Raw genomic sequence first — 20,548 nt, forward strand, 5'->3', positions numbered from 1 at the left:
ACAGTTCGCGGCGGCAGTCTACAGAAAATTAGATAGTAATCTTCGATGGGGGGAGCGGCGAGGGAACACCGTGCGGTTTTGCCTACTAGCGTAGAAGGAATCTTGAAATTCGGATGTTCATAGCCATCGCTTGCACGCGAGCTTAGCTTTTTTTGGCGAAAGCGGCAGATTTTGGACAAATTAACGCAGCAAGCCATCTGACTCGCTGATAAATAATTCCCAACCATCAATTACTCATGGACTATAGGCACCATTTGGCGGCCTCTTCATGAGGCCAGCGCTCGTAGCTCCAGGAGCCCGTGAATGAATATCAAGATTGAGGCGCTGATCGCCCGCAAGATCGGCTTCGCCTCCCACCAGAACGCCGTTCCGCTTGTACGTGAACTGAGTCTCTGGAACCAAGAAGAAACAAACTTTGAAAACCTGATCCTGACATTGAGCTCTGACCCAGATTTCGTCGAAAGTCGAACATGGCACATCGACCGCATCCACGCGGGTGATCGCCTCAGCATCTCTGAACGCGACATCAAGCTCAATGCTGGTTACCTGTCGGGATTGACTGAAAGCCTGAGCGCCGATGTGGTCATGCGCCTTTCACAAGGCGATAAGCTACTCGTCGAGCAGCGCTTCCCGACTGAACTGTTGGCCCGCACTGAATGGGGCGGTTTGAGCGCCATGCCGGAGTTGCTGGCTGCTTTCTGCATGCCCAACGATCCGGCTGTAGATCGGGTTCTCAAAGCAGCCTCTCAAGTCTTGCGACGTGGCGGGAAGAAAGACGGCATTGATGGCTATGAAAGCAAGTCACGCACACGCAGCTGGGAACTTGCCTCCGCCATCTGGTCTGGGGTGTGCAGCTTTCAATTGAGCTATGCATTGCCGCCAGCCAGTTTCGAGCAACAGGGCCAGAAGGTCAGACCCCCGAGTGTGGTTCTGGAGAATGGCGTTGCAACGTGCCTGGATACCGCATTGCTCTTCGCGGCGGCTTTGGAGCAGGCTGGACTCAATGCCCTGCTTATCATGACCAAGGGGCATGCGTTCGCAGGCGTTTGGTTGCAGCCCCAAGAGTTTTCCCAACTGCTGACCGATGAAGCGTCGGCAGTACGCAAGCGTCTTGATTTGAAAGAGATGGTGGTTTTCGAAACCACCCTTGCTACTCAGGCGCCTGCGCCTAGCTTTTCCCAAGCCGTTGCGGCTGCTGAGCGGCAACTCGATGATGAACAGTTCATCATGGCCATCGATCTGCACCGTGCCCGGATGCAAAAGATTCGCCCGATGGCACTAGTGTCGGCCGTGAATGCATCCGACGCGACCGATGATGCGCCACCGACCGCTGAAGGGTTGGAGGAAGCCCCGGCACTCCCGGGCTTCGATGTCGAGATCAATGAAGGTAACGAAGGTCCTGCCGGCAAGCTCACTCTCTGGCAACGCAAACTCCTTGATCTGACGACACGCAACCGTCTGCTCCATCTCCCGGACAGCGCTAAAGGAGTGCGTCTTCTCTGCCCGGATCCAGCAGCGCTTGAAGACCTCCTCTCCAGTGGCGGTCGCATTCGGGTAATGCCAGTACCTGACCTGAAAAGCAGTGGCCGTGATGTGGCTCTGTACGAGCAGCAGAATAATGAAAGCCTGGTCGATGAAGTGGCTCGTCAGGCACTCGCACGGGGTGAAGTGCTCGCCAGTCTGGAGAAGGTCAAGCTCGAAGCGACGCTGATCGATCTGTTTCGCAAGGCGCGCAGCGATTTGGAGGAGGGTGGCGCAAACACTCTCTTCCTGGCCATCGGTTTCCTCAAGTGGAAGAAAACCGCAGAAGACCCGAAAACGTATTCAGCCCCGTTGATTTTGCTTCCGGTAAAACTCGAACGCAAAAGCGCCTTGTCCGGGGTAACGTTGAGCCTGCTCGACGAGGAACCGCGTTTCAACCTGACACTGCTTGAGTTGCTCCGCCATGATTTTGAACTGGTGATTCCCGGCCTGGATGGCGAACTACCGAGTGATGAAAGCGGCATTGATGTGACCGGCATCTGGAACATGGTGCGGCGAGCGGTACGCGATGTCCCAGGATTCGAGGTGAGCACTGAGCTGGTTCTGGGCACATTCTCGTTTGCCAAATATCTAATGTGGAAAGATCTGAATGCCAACGCGGCGCAGCTGCTGCAAAGCCCTTTGGTCAGGCATTTGTTGGAGCCCAACGAGGCAGGTGAAGGCTTTTCTGGCTCAGACGAGTTTCCTAAACCTGAGCGTCTGGATTCCACAGTAACGCCCGCCCAGCTTTTTGCGCCGCTACCGGCTGACTCGTCACAGTTATCAGCCGTCGTAGCCTCCGCCAGTACGCATAGCTTCGTCATGGATGGCCCTCCTGGAACCGGGAAGTCGCAGACCATTGCCAACATGATTGCTCACAACCTAGCACTTGGCCGGCGAGTTCTGTTCGTTGCCGAAAAACGTGCAGCCCTCGACGTAGTTTATCGTCGTCTGGCAGAGAAAGGGCTGGGCGAGTTTTGCCTGGAGCTTCATTCAAGCAAAGCGTCGAAGGTTGAAGTGCTCAAGCAGTTGGATCGTGCCTGGGATGTTAGCGACGCATTGAGTGCTGAGGAATGGGAGCGTGAAGCCTCTCGATTGAAGACGCTGCGCTCGCGTCTTAACCAACTGGTCGAGGTCCTGCATCGCCGCTGGGGCAATGGCCTTACCCTGCATCAGTCGATAGGCCGTGTTGTTCGTGACCATAGCCCTCAGACGCCAAGATTAGCCTGGCCTGCAAACACCGAACACGACGCTGCCGAGTACGGCCAGCTCCTCGACTTATCACGTCGACTTGGCCTTAATGGGGCCGCTGCACGCGACCTGTCAGGGAAGTTCGGCGCTCTGGCGCAGACGCAATGGTCGAACGCCTGGCAGGCGCAGATCGCCAGTGCTTCGCGTGAGTTGCCTCAGGCGCTTGATGCGCTGAATGCCGCCAGCGAAAGACTGGTTGGTCTGACGCACCTGTCGTTGCCAATCGCTGAGGTAATGCAGGTCCAGCAGCTTAGCGATTTGGTAGCCCTGGTTGTGGAATCTTATGGCCAGAACCTGTCATTCGCATTTGCTCCCGACGCTGTCACGCGTATCGAATCAGTCCGTCGCGCCTGTCAGTTGATCGAAAGTTACCGCGATCTTGAAGAAAGCCTGTCCTTGGATTACGCCGATGAAGCTTGTCGTCGCATTCCGTTCGAACAAATGCACAGTGAGTGGAGAGAGGCTGAGGGCAAGTTCTGGTTCCTGGCCACATTCGCCAAGAAAAAGGTGGCGAGGAAATTAGCGTCTTTAGGTGGCGCAGCGGGTCTTCCAGATACGCTTGCCGACCTCGCCATTTTCGAGCGCCTGCATTCACAGCTACTGGAGCTAGACGCATTGTCGAGTGACATGCTGTCGATCCCCGGCTGGCAAGGACTGACTAGCGATACCTCCCGCACACTGCGTGCCGTCATACTGGCCGAGAATCTGCGCGGGCTGCTGAGCAGCCTGGCTGGATCCCCAGACCACCTGGTTTCATTGCGCGGCGCAGTCGCGCGTCTGGTCGTCGATGCCAATGACATGCTAGCGCCGGGCGGACAAATCGGTGCTGCACTAACGACGTTGCAACAGGCCTTGTCCCGCTATGACGATGCAGCCCGACTGTTCGCTGGATTAGCTGGAACGAGCCCAGGCGCGCATCCGAGCGTTGCCGCATTGCGGACCACTTCACTGTCCATCCAGCAGCAAGAAGAACAGCTCAAGGCCTGGTGCGATTGGTGCCGAGTGCGCGAGCAAGCTACCGAGGTGGGTTTGGCCAGCCTGGCCCAGGCATTGGAATCAGGAAGCCTGCTGCCAACGGCAACTGAAAAAACTTTCGTCACCGCCTATGCCCAGTGGTTTGCCACTCAGGGCATTGACAGCGAACCGCTGCTGAGGAACTTCGTCGCAGCCGAACACATGAGTGATATTGGCGCTTTTGCTCGCCTGGACGATGAGCTGGCAAAACTGACGGTACGTTACATCCGGGCAAAACTTTGTGGCCTTATCCCGTCCAAGAATGACATCCCAAAAAGCAGCGGCTTCGCAATTCTCAAGCATGAATTGCAGAAGTCACGCAGGCACAAACCTGTCCGTCAGTTGGCTATTGAGATGGGCGATGCATTGAATCGCTTGGCTCCGTGCATGCTCATGAGTCCGCTGTCGATTGCGCAGTTCTTGCCTGCCGATCAGCCGCCGTTCGATCTCGTCATTTTCGATGAGGCGTCGCAGATTGCGCCATGGGACGCCATCGGTTCGATAGCTCGTGGCAAGCAAGTAGTGATCGCTGGTGACCCGCGTCAGATGCCACCGACGAACTTCTTCAGCCGTGGCCCGAACGCCGGGGATGACGATACCGCCGAAGACATGGAGAGCATCTTGGACGAATGCTTGGGGGCAGGGGTGCCAAGCCACAGTTTGAGCTGGCACTACCGCAGTCGCCACGAAAGCCTGATCGCGTTCTCCAATCACCGTTATTACGACAGCAACCTCATCACCTTCCCTGCGGCCGAGACCCGTGCCAGCGCTGTTGAATGGCGCCGAGTCGAGGGCGTGTACGCAAAAGGCAAGGGGCGCTATAACCAGGCCGAAGCAGAGGCCATAGTCAGTGAGACCGTCAAGCGTCTTACCGATCCAGCATTCATCGCTGCCGGCCATTCAATCGGGATCATCACGCTCAACTCTGACCAGCAAAAACTGATCAACGATTTGCTGGACGCTGCACGCAAGCAATACCCGCAGATCGAGCTGTTTTTCCAGGACTCCCAGACCGAACCGGTAGTAGTGAAGAACCTGGAAACGGTCCAGGGCGATGAGCGCGATCTGATCATGCTCGGGATAGGCTATGGCCCTACTGAAGCGGGTGCGCCGGTCATGTCCATGAACTTCGGCCCGCTCAACAAAGACGGTGGATGGCGCAGGCTGAACGTTGCCATCACCCGATCTCGACGAGAGATGTTGGTATTCACATCGTTCGACTCGTCGATGATCGACCTTAATCGGACCAACGCTCGTGCCGTTCGCGATTTGAAGCATTTCATTGAGTTTGCGCAGCGCGGTCCAAAGGCCTTGGCCGAGGCGATACAAGGCTCTGTAGGTGGCTACGACTCGCCGTTCGAGGAAGCCGTCGCCCAAGGGCTGCGGCGCCTCGGTTGGCAGGTAGTCCCTCAGATTGGCGTGTCACGTTTCCGCATCGATTTGGGCATTGTTCACCCTGATCGTCCGGGCGACTACCTGGCGGGTGTTGAATGCGATGGTGCTACCTACCATAGCGCTGCCACCGCGAGGGACCGCGATAAGGTCCGGGGTGCGATCCTCAAGGACCTGGGCTGGAACCTGGTACGGCTGTGGTCGACAGAATGGTGGGTCGATAAAGAAGGGGCGTTGCAGAAGCTGCACGCAACTCTGAACGACCTTCTGGAGCAATCTCGGATCGAGGTTGCTGCCGGTCAGGTAGCCGAGGAGCCGTCGGTAGCTCCACTCGTGATTGATTTCACGACCGACATCGTTGTCAACGACGTGGTGCCTGAAGCTCCCCTGGCATCCGAGAGTGAATTGCCAGCGGAGATTGGAGAGGTTCGCATCGCACGGGCCCACAACGATCAGTCGATTTCTCTGGGACAGAAGGGGGAGTATCGCGTTGCGGACCTCTCGTCTCTAGCGGCCATGATCCAGGCAGACCAATTTCACGTTCCTGAGTACACACCGGTGCTGCGACAGATCATCGATGAAGTGCTGCGCCAAGAAGCGCCAATTCTCGACGCTCTGCTGGTCCAGCGGATAGCTCGTGCACACGGCTTCCAACGATCTGGGCGGCTCATTCGGGACCGAGTGTTAGAGTTGGCCGAGCAGCACCACCACGTTCAGCAGGCGGGATTTGAAGAGGTATTCGTTTGGCACGCCGAAAGCGATGTGATGGAGTGGTCGACATACCGCGTTCCGGCTTCGGCCAACGACGCGCGTTCTATCGAAGAGATTGCGGCTGAGGAGCTGCGGATCGCAGCCAGCATCATTGACGCAGGTGACCCTGCATTGGAGGTGGCGCGGTTGCTTGGAGTCAAACGGCTTACAGGGGCTGCAAGACAGCGTATAGAACGGATTTTGGGTGCGTAGGTCGGATCGGTTATCGCGGTGGCTCCGCTGAGCTTTAAAGGACGCCACCTTGACTACCGGCGATTCACCCAAGGATATCTTGGGCACGCATGCGCGCTTCGATTAGGTCCACTAAAGCAGCATTGGCCACATGGATAGCTGGATCACCATCGGCCAGAAGCGGACAGTTGAGGTGGACCTTTCTCTCAGCTTATTCTGCGTAGGGTTCCGGGAGATAGCGGGATCGTCATTGAAACTAAGTAGAATCGCATACCCCTACGCTACGTGCAGGCGGTCGTTGCCCTGAGGTGACCACCCTCCCTAAATGAAAATGGAATTTCTTTGCTAATGCGTAAACTCAATCCTTCAAGCCGCTGTGTGCACCTGTTTTTTATGCTGTTCAGAAAGACAATCATTGCCTACGCAGCTGCTGCAATGGTCTCCACGGCATATGCTCAAAATTATCAGGTTAGCGTGACACGCAAGGGTGCCAATCTCTACAAAGTAGATGGACAGCAGATTTATATTCGTACCAATGATTGCTACGAATATGCTTACGGTGAATCCGCAATCCTTGAGGCTACTGGAGGTACGGGGGATCTGAAGTTTCTGGAATCAAAAGACGAGTGCCCCGTTAAAGCGATTCTTGGCATGTCACAACAGGCCCCAGGAAAATACCAGGTCGAGGTCACCCAAGAGGGAGACGACTGGTATGAGATCTTCGGCCAGAACCTGTTTGTACACACCAGCGACTGCTTCAGCATGGCTATGAACGAAAATGCCATCCTGGATATGTACGCGAGCACCGCCGGATCGCTTGAGATCGAAGGAGACGAATGTACCGTTGATGGCATCTACGCGAAGCTCAGACTCTGACAGCATGGTTTCTGACATTAGCTGGTGGCGTTACAAACGGCGCATAGCCGAGCCAACGCCCCAGAACTGAGTCAGGTCTCAATCTGCCCCTGAAGTTCTTTATAGGCTCGTTTGATATCCCAGCGAGACAAAGTTTCCCTCGCTTGATGGGCAGTTGTATGGAGCCTACAGCCTGCGAATCGACGGCCACATCCACATGGGCACGGGAGCTTATTAGCCCTTCTGCGCTTCATTGAAAGCAGTTCAAGCAAGCCCATGAGGACGCTCGCATCCTCGACCCTGAATATCATCCTGTAGTCGTCAATCAGCCCTTGGGAACCATGTGCAAGCTCTCCGAAAGGAAATTGGGCAATGCCTCTCTCCCTTAACGACTGCGCATACAGAAATGGCACCAAGCACAGCTCGACAAACCGTGTGAGCGTCCGCGTGGCGCCCAATTGCAGCCGTTGACTCAGCGGTGAACCTAGGCACAATGAGCCATTCCCGTTTACGTGATTGTCTACGGAAGAGGAAATTCGCCCCTCAGTCTCGTAGACGACAGGAAGCTCCTTGTCCAACTGATCAACGATGTCGATCCGTATTCGGTACTCGTCAGCTATGTCGGGAAGCCCCTCAGCTGACGCAGAAAATGGAAATCGGCCGACAAGTGAAATTGTTCCGTCCACCGTCGGCCGAAACCTCATACGCGGGTAGTCGGCCAAGAATGATTCGATCATCGAATCATGCTTAGTCAACCGTTGCTCCCCCAAGGGCGAGGCGGCTGGGAAACTACGATGGCTGGGGCGGCGACCTGAGCGGGTGCTGAAGCAATGCCCAAAGCGGCAGTCGAGGTCGGGGTTTCAAAGCAGTCCTCGATGTGTTCCACCAGACGATGTCCATCCAGATCCCTGATTTGCCTGAAATCTTCAAGAGCTTGGCGAACCCAGAGGTGGAAGTGCTCTTTCAATCGATCTTTTTGCCCCTCAGGCATCTTCCAGCGATCGGCGAAGTTTTCTTTAGGGTTGACCGGATTCGGTACAGTGTCGGAATTACTGGCCACGAAAGCGCTCAGGCCGGCGAGACACGACGCCACCGCATCCTTCAACGAGCCGCCTGGTCGATAGGCTTGCGCAGCCAGCGTGGTGATGATGATCGAGATTGGTTTTGAGTCGGGATTGTCGCGGTACATCACATCACGATGACGTTTGAGCAATTGAATGGCCCGCTGAAGATTCGTCTTTCGTTGATAAAACGGTACTTCATCGACTTGCGCTTCGAGCGCAATCAGTCCTTTCTCATACATTGGCTCCGACTTGGATTCGAACCATTTGCAATAGCCGTCCGGATTGCTGACCATCCAGCCAGCGTTGATGTCCTCATAATCTGGACGCCGCCTGTCAGTGATGTAGACAGCGAGACTCGAAACGTCCCGAGCCAACACTTGCTTGACACCATAGCTCTCCATGGAGATAGCCAGCTCTTGGCGCCTGCCCTCCTCGACGGGAACTCCTGGGACAACGTCCATGTGGAAACTGACGCCATCCTGGTAGTAGAGGCGCCAGCAGCGATTCTTCTCTTCCAGAGCTTCTTGAATTCGCTTGGCTTCGCGGTACCCCTCCAACTCAATTCCCACCAGTTCCTTTAGATCCGACTGACTGTGAGTCTGCGGATAAACACCTTCCCTCAGTTTGCATGAGAGATCCAAGTCGTAACTCTCTCCTGCAAGCAGTGGACGGATGGCCGTCCCCAGAGCGAACGACCCTTGAACAAAGATGTGGGGATCGTTCTTGGCGACGGTTGATTCGGGCCGGCTGAACCACTCGCCCAGTGATTTGTATCGCTGCACCGCTTTCTCATAAGCACTAGGTGGAAGCTCTAAAGTCTCTACTGCGACAAGCAAGCTGCGTTCTTCGATGTCCATGTGGAAATTCCTCATGAATTGAGATGTTGAATAGATGATGCGTGTACTCAGCAGGCATCCAACTGCAGCACGCTGCCGGGTGCATGCGGCGGCACGCTAATCGCGTGCCTGTTCAATGTGAAGGCGTGGAAAGGCAAGGCCATAGGGGCCATCTGATACATGTGGATTGGCGGATGCAAACGCGACTGGAGTTTCATTCCGAGAGCAAAAATTGCTGTAGCCGGAGCGATGGTACAAATTGAAATTTCTTTGGCGTGGAGCACATCAACCGCATAAGCCCATGCCTCCTGGCAGGTATTTCTGAATCTCTCCATCGCCCCTTTGGGTGCCACGACATCAACACCATAGGTGCTTGGAAAAATCCGAATACGGGGCATGTTAAGCATTTCCGCCGTTAGCGCTTCATCAGTTATTTCTGAGGTGATCTCCAAAGTGATCAATATATGCGAGCCAACTTCCGCATCGGGGGTCTTAGTCCACTCGAATTTCACAGGAGGTTCGGAATCTTCAGGACGCACCCAGGTTCCCGGGTTACGCCGAAAGCTAAACAGCTCTACCCGTCTCGCTTCTCCGACCAGCCACCCGCCCAGCAGCATTGCCGGCATGTTGCCCAGCGGGAAGACGGCGAGCTCCTGGGCTTGAGCGCCGAACGCACCATCGCCCCTGATCGCGGTATGGATGTGGAGAATTTGCGCCCGGAAAACTCGCAAGAAGTTAGCCCAATATCCGGGGTCGTTTACATCGTTTCCACCTTGGACATCACGCAAAAAATATTCGGCCACACGCTCGCTCACAGGTGTCAGGTGCGCGGCCAATAAGGCCTTTCGGGCATCGTGTTGTGAGAATGTTGTTGTGCGACCGGCGATGTCACCTATGAATGCCAAGGCATGCACAATCGGGTAAGACAATGTCGCAGCTTGGTTGATACGCCAGTTGACCCTCGTGGCGACCATTGCCTGAAGTCGTTCCTGGCTAAAGCTATCCGGATCAACTTTGTCGATCAGCCGGTGATGGATGTCACAACACAGCATGATGTTCAAAGGTGACTGCGCCAGCTCTGCTGACAGGTGATCATCACCACGCGGACCTTTTGGCTTGGCTGCAACGATGTGGGCTAGGTAACCGTAGTACCCATAATTGCCCAAGTTGTCCCTGAACAGCTCAGCAGGGCAGCCCTCGAACTCACAGATCCCGGCTGACCGTGCGTAAACCCAATTGATGACTTCACTCGGCAGATTGGGGCGCTTCATGTCTTCGAGCAGAGAATCGCGCTGTTTCAGAAATACCTGGATGGCTCTCTTGGTTGCCTTAGCGTGTACGAGAGCGAGCAATTGAGCCGCAAACGACTCAGTGTTAACAGATACATGCGGGACGTCGTGCACCACCGTGTGTTCAAGCTTGGGGACGATTTGCTTGTCGCTTGCCCATTGCAATACTAGGTCTCTGGATAAGACTCCAATATCCCCAGTAATGGCCTCTAGCGGATCAGCACTGGTTGTGTCGAACCGAAAAAAAGCGAATCTCCAGCCATCGGTTTCCGTCGCCAGAACCACGCGGTTGGTCGAGGAGTGCTGCCATGCCTCAAGCGCGGCACGCAGCTGTTGGTCATACAGAGCATCGAGAGGTACTGACACACACACCACCCCACTACTGGCCAAAGATTATGGACCTAACCAAAGTCTTCTACTGAAAAGCGTAGGGGCAGAGATCAGCTAGATTTCTGCAGAATATGCCTTTTCGGAAAAAACACAACATATACCAATAATTTTTTTAAAAAACACCACATATGGTGATCTCTTGCCAAAAACGAGCAATCCCATAGGGATTCAATTCACAGTGCCACTACTGTACATGCAACCATGGCTAAAAAGGAAAATTATTGGATCCATAATCCTATGCGTTTGAACACTTCTAATGGGGATATTAGATTCTGTGCCCTTTTCAGGAATGCAGTGGCGATTAGTGAGTGAGCTGATGGACGCCGGGCGAGCCGTGAAGGCCGCTAGGCCTCAGGTGACTTAGGACACATGAAGACTGCCCGCGCGGCTGTACAGGTTGCCAAAGTGGCCCTCGGGGAGCGTGGGCCGATTTGGTGGGATCGCGGAGCGCCGGACTGAATAGGCATGTGGTTGAGAGCACGCCGTACGCGGTCTGGTATCAACAGCTGTGCGATAAAAAGTTATTGAATGACCGAAAGGTAGGGGTTGTTTGGCGGTACGTCATCGAATAGATGTTTAGGCTCCAGCAGCAGATAACCGTGCAGTCGACGCGACTTGCGCGGCCCTGTTACGTTGCAGGTCCAGATATTCAACCCGCTCTCCTGCTTGTGGTGCAGATGCAGCCGCTCAAACTGTTTCTGTACCCATTGCCATTCCGACACGTTCTCCAGCTTCGCCAGCTCGGTGACCTGTGGATGTTCCTGGGCGTACCGCTGAAACAGCCCGGGGCTCACCAGGTAGGCCGTATTTGCCACGGTATGCACCAGTGCCTTTGCATCATTGATGATCAGCCGACGGCCACGAACGCTCTGCCGAAGCCACTGAATAAAATGCTCACCAGAGGGTGCTTCGAGGTCGACAGCTTGATGTTCCGCCTTAGGTGTGATCGCGACCGCTGCCACGGGCGTTGCTGGTTCGGCGGCGGTCGAAGACCTAGGTGGATTATCGGGATCTTCCGCCTCATTCCCGGCAGTTGGCTGCGCGCCGGTTGTGCTGAACAACGCTAATAGATCGTCGACACCATCTGCGGCCCCGGGTTTTTCAACAGCGCCAAGCGTTAGATCAGAATTCGGCAGAGAGGAAGAGCTGGAGATCGCAAGCGGTGTTTCCATGGCGGCCTCGGTCGGTGCGGGCTCTTCCTCAGACGAGCTATCTTGCTCCACTTGTACGGTTCCAGTGAACGGTATCGGACGGTCCTCCGAGTCCCAAATCAGCGCCGGGGAGAGCCTGAGGAATGTAAAGCTGTGCGACCAGCCTGCATCACTGGTGATCGTGGCTTTCCAGATAGCCTTGCCGTCCGCAGTTGGTAAGGCAACCCCATGGTCCTGCAATACATTGAACACTGCAGTGTTGTTCGACGGGATACCGTCAATACCTTGGGACAATAGATGGGCACGTAGTTTGTCGGAGACCGTCTTGCTGACCAGCCACAGGGCATCTTGCGTCAACCATCCATCCGAGGCCTGAGGCTGGTTCAGCTTGAACTCCTCCTTGAGCAGATATCGTAATCCTTCCAGCAGTTTGCGCTGCAGGGCATGGCGCGGTGCGGCCATGGCCTTGCCGGGATCACCGCCGAGTGCCTGAGCGACCGAGGCCTGGTCGGCGCGCGTGACCAATTCGCCCAGCGTGCCGGCATGTTCGTACTGGCCGGCTAGCACGTACAGCAAGGCACTCCACAGATCGGGATAGCCGCTGAGCCAGTCGAGCGCCTCGCGATCAAGTAGCCTGGCGTACAGCAACCCGCTGGCCGAGCTGTGCAGGCGATACTCCCGATCTTTGCGGTAGCGGAACCGGTACGGTCGCTGCAGTGGGCCGTGCCAGGGGTGCCAGATCTCACCGTCGGCATATTCGACATGCAGATCGACGGCGATCTTGCCAATGTCGTGCAGCAACGCTGCATAGGCGGTCCCCGCCGTCCAGGCTTCGGCCTGAGCAGCCTGTGCTTCTGGCGTCGCACCCACCGGCAACAGGTGTGACTGCCGCAGCTTGAGTGCGTAGGCAACGATCTCCAAACCATGATCGAGCATGCCACCGGGGTAAGCATGGTGGTGGCTTTCGGAAGCGGGCAACTGCTGAACCAGCTCGGCGTAGCGTTCGAGAGGGGCGAGGTACAGTGTCGAGAATTGCTTGCGCGACAGGGAGGTGCGTTGCCAAATATGTTCCAGCAGCCTCTGCCGCCGTGTCGTCGCCAGCAGCGACGCGGCCGACTCGGGTCGCGTCAGCCCTTTGGGCATGTCAATGATGGGACTCGACCCGCCAGGAGGTGGCGGGACCTTTTTGCGCCGGAACAGCGAGAACATGGCAAATCCCGAATGACGGGCTGGCGGGAGAGCCTTTTTGCTTTTCGGGTAGGGCCTTTCTCCTTGACCCCGTTCCCTTGTCCCTTACAGCCCTTTGGCCTTTAACCCTTTGGGTATACGCGATGTGACTTCGCGCAGGCCACGATCAATGTGGGATACAGCATTCCCCGCATTGAATGCTAGGGCCGGAGATTGATGATGGCTGAGATGGATCAGGTTCTCAGTGGATAGCGGGTTCAGCCAGGTGTCATCAGGAAAGTCCACCGAACCGGGAGTAGATTGGCTATTAAGAGAAATGAGCTAGTTGACAAAGTTGACAAAGCTTACAAAGGAGATCAAAGTTAATTCAGTTTCAATCCTGCCTGCGGGAGACAACCATGCCCAAGACCCTTGAATACATCGCCGATCACCTTCCACGAGTCACGGTAGACGACGTGCGTCGTTTCTCTGCGACCGTCGAAATCCGGGATGCCCGGGCCTTTGCGGCCGAGTTGCAGGTGTTTGTACATGAACGTCTGGAGGCGGTAGAACTCCCCCAATCCCTGGAAGTACCGCCGGAAGAAGAAGCATTGGAGCAGACCCTGTCGCGCAACGCAGCTGCACTACGCGCGGACACTCGGTGGGTACCGGGCAAGAGCGACATCCAGCGCGGTCGTGCCGTATTGCTGGAAGCCTTCGATCTGCCGCACAACGTGCCGCTGTCCGAGTTCGCGCAGTTGGCGCACAAGTCGCGCCAGCAGATCTACAAGGACATCGAGGCCCGCCGTCTGCTCGCGCTGAATGTGGGGCCGCGCCGCCAGAAGCTGCCCGACTGGCAGCTCGACCCGGTAAAGCAGCAGTTAACCCAGGCTGTCCTGAAAGGGGCGGCCGAGGTCGACAGCTGGACGTTATATCGCGCCCTGTCTGAGCCACTCGAGGGCTTGGGGGAGAGGGCGCCTGTGGATGCCGTGACTGCTGATTCGGTTGATGACGTAACCAGGGTGGTGTTCAACGTGTTAGGCGTGCATTGAGGCGAGGTTGGCGTGACTATTGGATTGCCGACTTTCCCTATCGTTGCAGGTGAAATGCTCCAGCATGTGAGCCGTGTTGTCTATCGAAGCAAACCGCTGTATTACGGTTGCGATGGCACTAACCGTTATGACGCCCCCAATCTGGACTATGGCGTACTCTATCTGGGCCTTGACCTTCCCACGGCGTTGATGGAATCGGTGTTTCACAAGCATGAGTGGGACAAGGACACGAATCGCTCGATCGCAATGGCGGAAGTGCAAAGTCGTTTGGTGCGCGCTGTCGGTGTGCTGGAAGATTTACGTCTAGCGGACCTCACGGCCGAGGGCGTTATGGCAGGCTACTTCGGCCTTAATCTCGGGCAGTTGGCCAGCCGTGATTACCTGCACACACAGCAGGTATCTGCACAGGTGTATGCGATGCAAGGAAAAGACGGTGTGCCGCTGTTTGACGGCGTGCTTTATCCATCGCGCAACAACTACCCTTCAGCAAGCATTGCCCTGTTCGAGCGAGCGAAGAAGAAAGTTAAGGTATTCGCCGACATCGACTTGGCTGACCATGTGGACTGGCCTCATTTCGTGGCGAGCTACCGCATCGGCGTGGTACAGCCTGATTCTGACTTGTTTGAAGAGCCTTGAGGCAAGTTTGGAACGTAGGGAAAACTGCAAGCTGAATCCATGAGATCAAAACCGGAATAGCGTAAAAACACATGTAGCAGGTGACGATGATGAGCACGAACAAGCACATCAACAACGCAGAACGTCTTGGCCACTGGCTGGGCGGGCTGTGGCACGGCTATGTGCGTCGTGAGCGGCAGGCGGTGATCTGGATGGTGGCAGAAGGAGTGCCTGCTGGCGTTGCTGCGGCTGTGCTCTGGGTCGCCAAGATCGCCGTGCTTGGCGCTCTGCTGTATGTGGCGTTCTGGATCGCGTTGTTGATTGTATTTGTGACTATGGTTGCCTGGGCGGCTCGAAATGCTGATGTCTGTAACAACGACGATAAACCTCAATGGCGGAACGGTTTGGACGGATATGGCCTATACCGAGGCGGAATGCGTATCGACGCCGGAAGCAGCGATGACGAATAGCATGCCTACTTCATCGCCTTCAGAACCGCACCGGTGCCTTTGCCTCCTGCCGACTTTGCGTCATCGCTGCCAGCGTTGAGCATCTGCGCGATATTGCCTGCCCGTACGCCAACCCAACCCAGCGCAGCGACCCAAAAACCCGGTAGCACAATGAACATCGTCCCCATGACAAAGTCGAGCAGCATGTCGCCAAAGGTATTGTTCAGCCCCATCAGAGGATTGAAATTGGTGTGAGGGCGGTTGGCACCGAATCCCCAGCCATAGAGTGCATCGAGGACCGTACTGTCGATCCAGCGGGCGAGCTGGAACCAGAAGTCCACGAAGAACAGTGCGAACTCGACGCAGCTCACGGTCATCACCGCCTTCAGGTCATAGGTGCCTACCAACAAGACCAACGGGATGCAGATGACCAGCGCCATTTTCAGCAACGACAAAACCATCGGCAGTGCCTGGCGTACCACGTCCATGGCGGGGAAGTATCCCAGCGATCCTACTGCCAAGCCGACATCGGCCGCACCGCGGGTGACGATGTTCGGCACCGTCATGCCTACCTGGCCGCCATAGTCCGCATAAATCTGCCCATGATTCATCTTCTGCTGCCTGGGCGAAGCGATGGCGCGAATCACCGAGTCATCGACCTCGCTCTGTGTCAGAAATCCCGCCCAGCGAGCGACACGCGAGAGCAGACCCGGGTCGACTTGAGCCAGTAGGCGGCTACGCAGACCTTCACTGTCGTCCGTCCACCATTGCCCGCACGTCGGATAACCGCCACCGCTGTCCACCTGCGCCAGTCCCACGTCGCGGTTTGCGTCGTAAGGCCAGGCTGTGCGTGGCGTGCTGGAGTGATAGGTATCGTAGAAGCCGCCGGTGTTGAGGAAATAACTTGAGCCGACCCAGGTCACGTCATTCATTTGCTCCTCGGCCAGCGTTGGTCGGTTCATGAACAGCTTGGCGCGTGCCGGGCCATAGCAGTCGTGGGTGAAGTCGGCGATCTCCTGTGCCAGGACCGGATCGTCGATCCGAGTGGAATCAATGTCCATGCGCATTTGCCGCAAATCCGTCCCACACGGAATCGCCGCCACTGCCGCGCTCGTGACCGCCTTGGACAGGGCATGCATGAAAAACCACCAGACGGGCACCAGAGCGGTTTGATTGTTGAGTGCGGTGTAGGAGTTGGACCAGCCAGTGTCGGCCGGCTGCGGCACATTGACCTGACACTGTGCGGAGCGGGTGGTGTCGAATTTGATCGTGTTGAAGTCAACCGGGATGAAGGGGATGCCAGCGAACATGATGACCACGATCGCCACCCACACTCGATTCTCAATGCGCATCGAAGACAGCACCCCCTTGTTGCCCTCGTCGGCGCCTTCAGCCCGCGCCCTGAGCCACTCGTGGATGATGATTGCCAGGAACGGCAGTGCGAATGCGCCGCTGGCAACCAGGATGTTCCAGATGCCGTTGTTGACGATCCAGCCCACCAGCGTCAGGTAGTACTCCAGATAATCCGTCGTGTAGAGCATCATGGTCATTTCCCTGTCTTAACCGTGCTGAAGCAATGTGCTGGCTTCAAGCGACACGATGGCGATCACGGCCGCGATCTCAGTGCGCAACAAGCGACGATGGGTTTCAACAGAAGGCTCGCGTTGTCGCAGACGGTCACGCATCCACCACCAACCAACAGTGGTCATCGCATACAGACACACCCGCCAGAACAAGAAATCGCCGGCGTGCGCCTGCATCCAGCTCTCCCAACCTTCGATGTCGCCTACCAGGTGGATGCCGGCAATGTTCACGGCTACCGCGGCGCCGGCCACCAGACAGACCCACAGCAGCGCCGTACCCACGCGGCGATTGAAAAGCCGCGACAAGTGCAACCAGGACGGCCAGATCATGGTATGCCGCTCCCGCTCCTGGGCCGCTGGATCTGATCCAGCCGGTCACGCGTGGTATCGCCCTCATAGATACCGCGCGAGCCCGAGGCACGGGTGCTCTGCCGCTGGATGATGGTCATGGCCGAGTTACCGGCCAGTTCGCGCCGCAGTTCCAGCTCGGTCTTGAGGTTGTTGATCTCCTGCTCGAGCGCACTGTTCTCCTGATCGACCGCCTGAACGGCCAGTTCGTTGGCAGCGACGTTGGGCTCCTTCTTGCCCGTGAGCAGCGTGCGCTGAAGCAGCAAAGCTTTCTCCAATACGCTGGCAAGCGCCGCCTCCGAGGCGAGTCGATTGCCCAGCACGTCCTGATCAGGTTCATCGCGCAACGCTTCGATTACGCCCCGTGTCACCGGCAGGGAATTACTACCCGCCGCGGCGAGGTTGGCGGCAGTCGTAGGCTTGGCACCCGTCATCAGGTCCTGTAGAGCCTGCAGCTTGGTTTCGAACTCCTCTTGAATCAGCGGCGTCAGTCCGACGCCAGGAGTGGTCTGAGTTTTGGTGCAGCTTTCGCACGTGCGCTGTTCGCGCTCACCCAACACACGGGTCGCCCAGTCGGACGCTATCTGCGGCGATGACCAGGTCTGACAGGTCAGGCGGTTGCCGCAGGCAGTGCGGTCAATCGAAGAGGTATCGTCGACGCCACGGCCATTGAGCAGGTTGTAACCAGCACGGGTCACATCACTGACCACCTTGATCGATCTCTGGCTGGCACCGCCTGCGTTGTTGCCGCCGACCCAGGGTACGCCGTTGTTACCTTTGCTGGACTCGGCGTGCTCAATCGCGGCGACGGCGTCATTGCTGCTCACCGCACTTTTGAGCGCCATGCCTTCAGCCAGTTGGTCCCAGCCTGCCTGGCCACCCGCCATATCCGCCATCCGGTTGGCAATCGCGCGACAGGTCGATTTTGAGCGATCAAAGTCCAGGCGAGCCTGCAGGATGCCATTGGTCAGCAGGTTGTACAGTCCAGGATCAGCACGCTGGATGATCAGTGCTGGGAGCGAAGCCACAGCACTTGTAGCGTTCTGGATCACAGTGCTCATGATCGACTGGAATCCATTGCTCACGCCATTGAGCTGGTTCTGCAGCGTGGTCGTGATGCTCATGTCGCCGCAAATGAGGTTGCTGTTCCAGCCTGCGCCAACCCCAATACTCTGCATGCCGCCAGCCCCGCCCATGGACACGGCCCGACCGCCGCCAATGCTGTAGAGCACGTCGTCACCGATCACGCTACCGCTGACGTTGACGTCATTGCTGAGGCGAGTTTGCGCCCAGGCGGGGCCTGCGAGGAGCGCCATGCTGGCGGCGAGGAGGGCCATGCAATGAATCCAACGAGACCAGCAGATGAGAAGGGAAGGGGACGCACTCATCGTCAGGCCCTCACATGAAATCCACGCTGCTGAGGAAGACCTGTCCTCGGCGCTGGCAGCAGGCGTAAGGCCGCCAGAGTGCCCAGGCATAGTCGCCTTCTGTGGCTTGGACATGAGCGTCGCTGTTCGGGAAGACGGCGCAGGTGGCCGAGAGCGTCGGCGCGAGCTCCTGCCACTTGCCTGTGGAGACATCGTTTTCCACCAGATCGCTCGCGGGCCAGTAACCATCGCGCGCGTTGGCCAACAGAGGCTGGTACACGTGAATCTGGCCCCGGCGGGTCACGATGTCGCCTGCGCGCTGAGCGACGACCGCACCGCTCTTGTAGTCATCGACCTGATGAAGGGATCCCCCGCGCGGGTACACGCTGCCCCACAGGTTCACCGATGTGCGACCACCGATCTCCCGCATGCCCGGGATCAGCGACTCTGGATAAACGGCTTCCGGTACGTTATAGCGCCATGCCACCGTATCCAGGGTGCTCAGCAGATACGGCATGAACGGGGTTCCCGCACCTACGCAGGTGTAGCCGGACTGGCTGGCGAAGCGACTGAAAACAGCACTGCCGGGATGGCCGATGATGTCGGCATTCTTAAACTTGGCGAGGTTGTTCTCGTTGTCATGATTGCTCGTACCGTCGCCACCGGCTTGGGCGGTGGGGTTGGGTACACTCATCAGCGCCACTTCGGTCCACGGGTTCGCGCCGGTGTTGGAGTAGCTCGACACCACCGCCTCCGGAATGTAGTGCCGGACCTTGACTGAAGTGCGCACCGTGCAGCCGCCCAGCGAGCAGTACAGCCAGTAGCAGACCCCGACGACCCGGTACTCAAGGCAGTCAGGGGATAGTGCCGACGGGATGATGGTCGCCGTTCTTAGGGCGAAGACGGACATCGCCCAGCCAAGCAACAGGGAGGCCGCGGCGAACCGCAGGCGTCGTGAACAGGCGCGGGGCTTGCGGTTCATGGGTGGGTACTCCGATAGGCATCAATATGCGCGACGGCCTTGGCCACGTCGGATTCCCCATAAATTACGTGGCGCCGATCCACCACCACGGCCGGAAGCTTTGCAATGCCTAATCCCCAGGCATCGGCGACGCCCTGGTAAGCCTGACCAATTCGCTGCTGCAGTTCACTGCCACCGTCGTGTAATCGTTGCTGCAACAACGCCGCCGCAGCGTCGGGTGCAGCGGGCAGGTTGCGGGTCAGTTGCGCTTCGATGCGTTCAGCTTGGTCCAGTTCGATGACCCGAGTCCCTGCAGGGCTCTGCACGGGATGTAGAGAGTCGGTGACTACGAGCACCTCAGCGGCAGCGGCCGGACTGAACAGGGCGATGTAGGGCACGCTCGCCAGCGCGGCGATGATGGGCAACGGGATCTGCATAATAGGGTTCCGCCAACTCAAACCATGGCGTAGTCGACCCCAAAAAGAGGAGAGAGAACGACAAACAAACCGCATTCGACATACCCCGTTTTCAATCACGGGTGGATGCTTGCCCTGATTCCACGCCAACGCTTATTTGGGTACGTTGCCACCGGCGTCAGCAGGCATCTTCGCGACCTCAGCATCGCTGCTCAGCAGGTCGATGGCGGACGTCAATGCGTCGCCCTCCACAGGCCCCTGCAGCAGCAATGTCTTACCGGAATGACGGTCGCGCAGACGCAGCGTGGGCGTGGCCGCGATCCCGTTTTGCGCCGCTTCAGCGGCTTGCGCACGAATCGCTCCATCGGGGCGATCGCTGTCGAGGCAGCGTTGAACGGACGGAATGGCGGATGGGAATTGCACGTCTTTCGGCAGGCCTTGCCCGTCGCCGCGGGTATGCGAGTAGATCCAGGCCACCGCTTGCCAGAACCCCTTTTGTCCATCGGCCTCACCGGCGCATTCGACAAGACGAGCCTCGGCCGTTGCGGCCGGTTCGTGGACAGACAGTGGCAAGTGGTGCCACTGCCAGTTCACCTCGGGGTTTGTGTCGATCCACTGCTTGAGCACGGGGAAATACGCACGGCAAAACGGACACTCTAGGTCGGCGTATTCGATCACCGTGAAGCGGGCATCCATGTGGCCATAGACCCAAGGCGGACCTGCCAGCCTCGAGGCATCGTCATTCTCCGATAGTGTTGTAGCATTGATGGACTGTATCGCCGGAAGGAGTGCCCAACCGGTGATGACGAGCGCCGCTGCAACCAGTAAGCCGACGAAGGCGCGTGGGTGGGATCGAACCAAGAGAGGCAAGTGCATCGGATTTCT

14 protein-coding genes are annotated in these 20,548 nt (G+C 57.3%); 5 read left to right on the forward strand and 9 right to left on the reverse strand.

Annotation, left to right across the window (positions count from 1 at the left end; all coding sequences use genetic code 11):
- The first annotated feature begins 303 nt into the window (after positions 1 to 303).
- Both proA and ACODSV_RS13265 read left to right on the forward strand, forming a co-directional pair.
- Positions 304 to 6,141 (forward strand): anti-phage protein ProA, encoded by a 5,838-nt coding sequence (gene proA, locus ACODSV_RS13260; protein WP_489045604.1) that lies wholly within the window; start codon positions 304 to 306, stop codon positions 6,139 to 6,141.
- 327 nt (positions 6,142 to 6,468) lie between these two features.
- On the forward strand, positions 6,469 to 6,996 hold the full coding sequence (locus tag ACODSV_RS13265) for a hypothetical protein (RefSeq protein WP_489045606.1): 528 nt from the start codon (positions 6,469 to 6,471) through the stop codon (positions 6,994 to 6,996).
- A gap of 730 nt (positions 6,997 to 7,726) precedes the next feature.
- Here ACODSV_RS13265 and ACODSV_RS13270 read toward each other — a convergent pair.
- The 3 genes from ACODSV_RS13270 to mobH form a co-directional block, all read right to left on the reverse strand.
- Positions 7,727 to 8,896 carry a nucleotidyltransferase domain-containing protein gene (locus tag ACODSV_RS13270; RefSeq protein WP_489045608.1) on the reverse strand — a complete coding sequence of 390 codons (1,170 nt, stop codon included), beginning with the start codon at positions 8,894 to 8,896 and terminating at the stop codon, positions 7,727 to 7,729.
- Between the two features lie 47 nt (positions 8,897 to 8,943).
- Positions 8,944 to 10,530, reverse strand: a complete 1,587-nt coding sequence (locus ACODSV_RS13275) for an SAVED domain-containing protein (protein WP_489045610.1) — start codon at positions 10,528 to 10,530, stop codon at positions 8,944 to 8,946.
- A gap of 545 nt (positions 10,531 to 11,075) precedes the next feature.
- Positions 11,076 to 12,914 (reverse strand): MobH family relaxase, encoded by a 1,839-nt coding sequence (gene mobH / locus ACODSV_RS13280; protein WP_489045612.1) that lies wholly within the window; start codon positions 12,912 to 12,914, stop codon positions 11,076 to 11,078.
- Positions 12,915 to 13,291: 377 nt separating this feature from the next.
- Here mobH and ACODSV_RS13285 point away from each other — a divergent pair, with 377 nt between their 5' ends.
- From ACODSV_RS13285 to ACODSV_RS13295, 3 genes are all read left to right on the forward strand, one after another.
- Positions 13,292 to 13,924 carry an integrase gene (locus ACODSV_RS13285; RefSeq protein ID WP_489045614.1) on the forward strand — a complete coding sequence of 211 codons (633 nt, stop codon included), beginning with the start codon at positions 13,292 to 13,294 and terminating at the stop codon, positions 13,922 to 13,924.
- Between the two features lie 54 nt (positions 13,925 to 13,978).
- Positions 13,979 to 14,560, forward strand: a complete 582-nt coding sequence (locus ACODSV_RS13290; RefSeq protein ID WP_489045687.1) for an RES family NAD+ phosphorylase — start codon at positions 13,979 to 13,981, stop codon at positions 14,558 to 14,560.
- Positions 14,561 to 14,649: 89 nt separating this feature from the next.
- Positions 14,650 to 15,009, forward strand: a complete 360-nt coding sequence (locus ACODSV_RS13295) for a DUF3742 family protein (protein WP_489045616.1) — start codon at positions 14,650 to 14,652, stop codon at positions 15,007 to 15,009.
- A 5-nt stretch (positions 15,010 to 15,014) separates the two neighbouring features.
- On the opposite strand, the gene ACODSV_RS13300 is transcribed toward ACODSV_RS13295, so the two are convergent.
- The 6 genes from ACODSV_RS13300 to ACODSV_RS13325 form a co-directional block, all read right to left on the reverse strand.
- On the reverse strand, positions 15,015 to 16,532 hold the full coding sequence (locus tag ACODSV_RS13300; RefSeq protein ID WP_489045618.1) for a conjugal transfer protein TraG N-terminal domain-containing protein: 1,518 nt from the start codon (positions 16,530 to 16,532) through the stop codon (positions 15,015 to 15,017).
- Positions 16,533 to 16,547: 15 nt separating this feature from the next.
- Positions 16,548 to 16,901, reverse strand: a complete 354-nt coding sequence (locus ACODSV_RS13305; protein ID WP_489045620.1) for a hypothetical protein — start codon at positions 16,899 to 16,901, stop codon at positions 16,548 to 16,550.
- Positions 16,898 to 18,256 (reverse strand): integrating conjugative element protein, encoded by a 1,359-nt coding sequence (locus ACODSV_RS13310; RefSeq protein ID WP_489045622.1) that lies wholly within the window; start codon positions 18,254 to 18,256, stop codon positions 16,898 to 16,900. Before ACODSV_RS13310 ends, ACODSV_RS13305 begins: the two co-directional genes overlap by 4 nt.
- Positions 18,257 to 18,317: 61 nt before the next feature.
- Complete coding sequence (locus ACODSV_RS13315; RefSeq protein WP_489045624.1) at positions 18,318 to 19,268, reverse strand: TIGR03756 family integrating conjugative element protein; 951 nt, start codon at positions 19,266 to 19,268, stop codon at positions 18,318 to 18,320.
- On the reverse strand, positions 19,265 to 19,684 hold the full coding sequence (locus ACODSV_RS13320; RefSeq protein WP_489045626.1) for a TIGR03757 family integrating conjugative element protein: 420 nt from the start codon (positions 19,682 to 19,684) through the stop codon (positions 19,265 to 19,267). Before ACODSV_RS13320 ends, ACODSV_RS13315 begins: the two co-directional genes overlap by 4 nt.
- A gap of 132 nt (positions 19,685 to 19,816) precedes the next feature.
- A complete protein-coding gene (locus ACODSV_RS13325; protein WP_489045628.1) occupies positions 19,817 to 20,539 on the reverse strand; it encodes a DsbA family protein in 723 nt (240 codons plus the stop codon).
- Positions 20,540 to 20,548 lie beyond the last annotated feature (9 nt).

The organism is Pseudomonas sp. FG86, from assembly GCF_057808775.1.

Coding starts and splice junctions, on each gene's coding strand:
- proA (WP_489045604.1), top strand. CDS start 304: ATGAATATCAAGATTGAGGCGCTGATCGCCCGCAAGATCGGCTTCGCC.
- ACODSV_RS13265 (WP_489045606.1), top strand. CDS start 6,469: ATGCGTAAACTCAATCCTTCAAGCCGCTGTGTGCACCTGTTTTTTATG.
- ACODSV_RS13270 (WP_489045608.1), bottom strand. CDS start 8,896: ATGGACATCGAAGAACGCAGCTTGCTTGTCGCAGTAGAGACTTTAGAG.
- mobH (WP_489045612.1), bottom strand. CDS start 12,914: ATGTTCTCGCTGTTCCGGCGCAAAAAGGTCCCGCCACCTCCTGGCGGG.
- ACODSV_RS13285 (WP_489045614.1), top strand. CDS start 13,292: ATGCCCAAGACCCTTGAATACATCGCCGATCACCTTCCACGAGTCACG.
- ACODSV_RS13290 (WP_489045687.1), top strand. CDS start 13,979: ATGCTCCAGCATGTGAGCCGTGTTGTCTATCGAAGCAAACCGCTGTAT.
- ACODSV_RS13295 (WP_489045616.1), top strand. CDS start 14,650: ATGAGCACGAACAAGCACATCAACAACGCAGAACGTCTTGGCCACTGG.
- ACODSV_RS13300 (WP_489045618.1), bottom strand. CDS start 16,532: ATGATGCTCTACACGACGGATTATCTGGAGTACTACCTGACGCTGGTG.
- ACODSV_RS13305 (WP_489045620.1), bottom strand. CDS start 16,901: ATGATCTGGCCGTCCTGGTTGCACTTGTCGCGGCTTTTCAATCGCCGC.
- ACODSV_RS13310 (WP_489045622.1), bottom strand. CDS start 18,256: ATGGCCCTCCTCGCCGCCAGCATGGCGCTCCTCGCAGGCCCCGCCTGG.
- ACODSV_RS13315 (WP_489045624.1), bottom strand. CDS start 19,268: ATGAACCGCAAGCCCCGCGCCTGTTCACGACGCCTGCGGTTCGCCGCG.
- ACODSV_RS13320 (WP_489045626.1), bottom strand. CDS start 19,684: ATGCAGATCCCGTTGCCCATCATCGCCGCGCTGGCGAGCGTGCCCTAC.
- ACODSV_RS13325 (WP_489045628.1), bottom strand. CDS start 20,539: ATGCACTTGCCTCTCTTGGTTCGATCCCACCCACGCGCCTTCGTCGGC.